We start from the raw sequence: 3,171 nt of genomic DNA on the forward strand, positions 1-3,171 counted from the left end.
TGCCGTGTGAGTGATGCTCTTCTCATTCCGCCGATGTGGAGAGGAGAGCGTCATGGGGCGTGTGGCGTCATCAGCAGAGGGCTCCGGGCTGGAGCAGTACGCGGACGGGTTCGTCGCAGAACTCGGCCGGCTGGGGTATTCGCCGCGGACCTGCGAGGCGCAGGTCGCGCTGCTCCGGCATCTGGCGCGCTGGCTCGCGGAGCAGGGCGTGCCGCTGTCGGGGCTGAACAGCGAGGTGGCCGGCGAGTACATCGCCGTCCGCCGGGGACGGTCGCAGCTGCGGTCCGGGCGGGCGCTCCGGCCGCTGCTGGGCTACCTGCGCGGGCTCGGGGTCGTTCCGTCGGCCACGGTCTTGGTGCCGCAGGCTCCCGTGGATGTGCTGTTGACACGGTTCGGCGAATGGCTGTCGGGCGAGCGGGGCCTGGCCCCGGCCACGGTCTCCAGTTACCTGCATCAGTCGCGCCCGTTCGCCGTCGCCTGCGCCGGGCAGCTGCCCTCGCTGACAGCTGCGCAGGTCGCGGACCTCGCGGCGGGGGGCGCTGTCGGGCTGCGCCCGCGGTCGGCCCAGGTCCGGGCTAATGCTGTGCGGGCGCTGCTCCGCTTCTTGTGGCTGGAAGGCATGACCGCGGTCCCGCTGGCGGACGCGGTCGGCTCCTTCGCCGCCCCGGCTGGCGCGGATCCGCCGAAAGGGCTCAGTCCTGGCCAGGCCGACGATCTTCTCGCGTTCGTGCGGGCAAGCCCGGGCGGGATGCGGAACGAGCCGATGATTGCGCTGATGCTGCGGCTGGCGCTGCGGGCAGGAGAGGCCGCTTCGCTGCTGCTGGACGATATCGCCTGGCGTCAGGGGATCTTGAGGGTGCGGGGCAAGAGAAACCGCGTTGACGAGATTCCACTGCCGGCCGATGTCGGCGCGCCGCTGGCCCGTTACCTGAGCGACGGGCGGCCGACCGGGACGGCGCACCGGCAGGTGTTCCTGGCGCTCGACGCGCCGCACGGGCCACTGACGGGCCCGGCGGTGACGAGCGTCGCGGCCCGCGCGCTGATTGCTGCCGGGATCAGCGGCGAGGGCGCCGCGCACCGGCTCCGGCACACCGCGGCATGCGGTGTGCTCGCGGCCGGCGGCGGGCTCGTCGAGGCGGGCCAGCTGTTGCGCCATGCCGGCCCGCAGGTGACTGCCGTCTATGCCAGGTCCGACATCACCGCGCTCCGCTCGATCGCGCGGCCATGGCCGGAAGAGGCGCCGGCGTGAGCCCGGGTCTGCGCGCGGCTATCCCGGTCTACCTGGCCGGGCGCCGCGCCCGGGGCTACCGCCTCGACCGTCACGAGCAGCTGCTGGAGGCCTTCCTGGACAGCCTGGAAGCCCGTGGGGAAACCCGCATCACGGTTCCCGCCGCGGTCGCCTTCGCGACTGCCTCGCCCGGGACCCGGGTCTGGCATGCCCAGCGGCTCGCGGCCGTGCGCTCGTTCGCCGGCTACGTCCACGGCCGCGATCCGGCCGCCGCCGACCCGGTCCCGGACGGGCTCATCCCCGCCAGGCCCGTGCGCCGTATTCCTTATCTGTATTCCGGTGAGGAGACCGTCCGGCTCATGGCGGCGGCCGCCGCGCTGTCCCCGGCGATGCTGGCAGCCAGCATGCGCACGCTCATCGGGCTGCTGGCCAGCACCGGCATCCGCAGCGGCGAGGCCGGCGCCCTGGACACCAAGGATCTCGATATCGCAGGGCAGGTGCTGGCCGTGACCGGCAAACACGGCAGGACCCGGCTCATCGCGCTGCATCCCACCACGGCCGCCGCGCTCGCGGGATACCTGCAGATCTGGGCAGGCCATGCAGCGCCGGGAACCAGCGCGCTGCTCATCGGGCAAGCAGGACGCCGCCTCAACCTCAACACGGCCCGCGCGATCTTCCGGTCGCTGGCCACCGGGTGCAGCCTGGCGCCCCAGCCCGGATGCGGGTTCCCCCAGCTGCATGACTTTCGCCACGCCTTCGCGGTGAGCACCCTCATCAACGCGCACAGCCAGGGCCGGGACGTTGACGCGTGCATCGCGACGCTGGCCACCCACCTCGGCCATGTCAGCCCGGCCCATACCTACTGGTACCTGACCGTCACGCCCGCGCTCGCGGACGCCGTCTCCGAACGCGCAGCCCTGTATTACCAGGGAGGAAACCGCCGATGACCGCCCTCGCGCCTGCCGTCGAGTCCTTCTTCACCGAGTATCTGATCGCCCAGCGGGGCGCGAGCCCGCACACCATCGCGTCCTACCGTGACACGCTCCGACTCCTGTTCGCCTACGTCCGCGAGCAGTCCGGCATCCGGCCGTCCGACCTCGACTTCGCCGACCTCGACGCCACGACGGTCAGCGGCTTCCTCGCCATGCTCGGGCAGGAACGGCATAACACCGGCAGGACCCGCAGCCAGCGGCTTGCCGCCATCCACTCGCTGTTCCGCCACGCGGCCCTGCGTCACCCCGAGCACGCCGCGGTGATCGCCCGGGTCCTGGCCATCCAGCCGCGGAAAGCATCACAAAAGACGGTCGCCTACCTGACCCAGGACGAGGCCGACGCGCTCTTGGCCAGCCCGGACCGCGCGACCTGGACCGGCCGCCGCGACCACCTCCTGATGCTGATCATGATCACCAGTGGCCCGCGGGTATCCGAGATAACGGCGCTCACCTGGGCCGACGTCGTACTGGCAAGGCCCGGTGCCCGCGTGCTCTGGCACGGCAAGGGCCGCAAGGAACGGATCTCCCCGCTCCAGGCGCCCGCCGTCGCCGCGCTGCGGCTTTGGCAGCGCGAGAACACCGCACCCCCCGGTGCCTTCGTGTTCACCGCCCGCGGCACCGCCAGGAAGATGAGCACAGACGCCGTCGCGGAACGCATCAAGATCCACGCCGCCGCGGCGGCAGCCGCCGCATGCCCTAGCATCGCCGCCAAGAACGTCACCCCGCACGTCCTGCGGCACACCTTCGCGATGCGCCTGCAGGCTGCCGGAGTCGGCAGCCCCGCCATCGCGCTCCTGCTCGGCCACGAGTCCCCGGCCTCGACACGCCCCTACCTGCACGCCGACCTCGAACTCAAGCAGCGGGCACTCGACCGGACAGCCCCGCCGCACACCCGCCGGGGCCGCTACGCCGCCCCCGACAAACTCCTCGCCTTCCTCGAAAGCCTGTGAC

Annotated in this window: 3 protein-coding genes; all 3 read left to right on the forward strand. The window is 72.2% G+C overall.

The window, feature by feature from the left end:
- The first annotated feature begins 61 nt into the window (after positions 1-61).
- From Mth01_RS29060 to Mth01_RS29070, 3 genes are read left to right on the forward strand one after another with little or no spacing between them, the layout of a single operon-like run.
- Entirely contained in the window at positions 62-1,249 is a 1,188-nt protein-coding gene (locus Mth01_RS29060; RefSeq protein ID WP_204019162.1) for a tyrosine-type recombinase/integrase, read from the forward strand.
- Positions 1,246-2,175, forward strand: coding sequence for a tyrosine-type recombinase/integrase (locus tag Mth01_RS29065; protein WP_204019163.1), 930 nt, complete (start codon positions 1,246-1,248; stop codon positions 2,173-2,175). Before Mth01_RS29060 ends, Mth01_RS29065 begins: the two co-directional genes overlap by 4 nt.
- Positions 2,172-3,170, forward strand: a complete 999-nt coding sequence (locus tag Mth01_RS29070) for a tyrosine-type recombinase/integrase (RefSeq protein ID WP_204019164.1) — start codon at positions 2,172-2,174, stop codon at positions 3,168-3,170. The genes Mth01_RS29065 and Mth01_RS29070 overlap by 4 nt, the downstream gene beginning before the upstream one ends.
- Position 3,171 lies beyond the last annotated feature (1 nt).

This window comes from Sphaerimonospora thailandensis, assembly GCF_016863115.1.
In the GTDB taxonomy this organism is placed as follows: domain Bacteria; phylum Actinomycetota; class Actinomycetes; order Streptosporangiales; family Streptosporangiaceae; genus Sphaerimonospora; species Sphaerimonospora cavernae.

Excerpts from the sequence above, each read along its gene's own strand:
- Mth01_RS29070 (WP_204019164.1), top strand. The coding sequence starts at position 2,172 with ATGACCGCCCTCGCGCCTGCCGTCGAGTCCTTCTTCACCGAGTATCTG.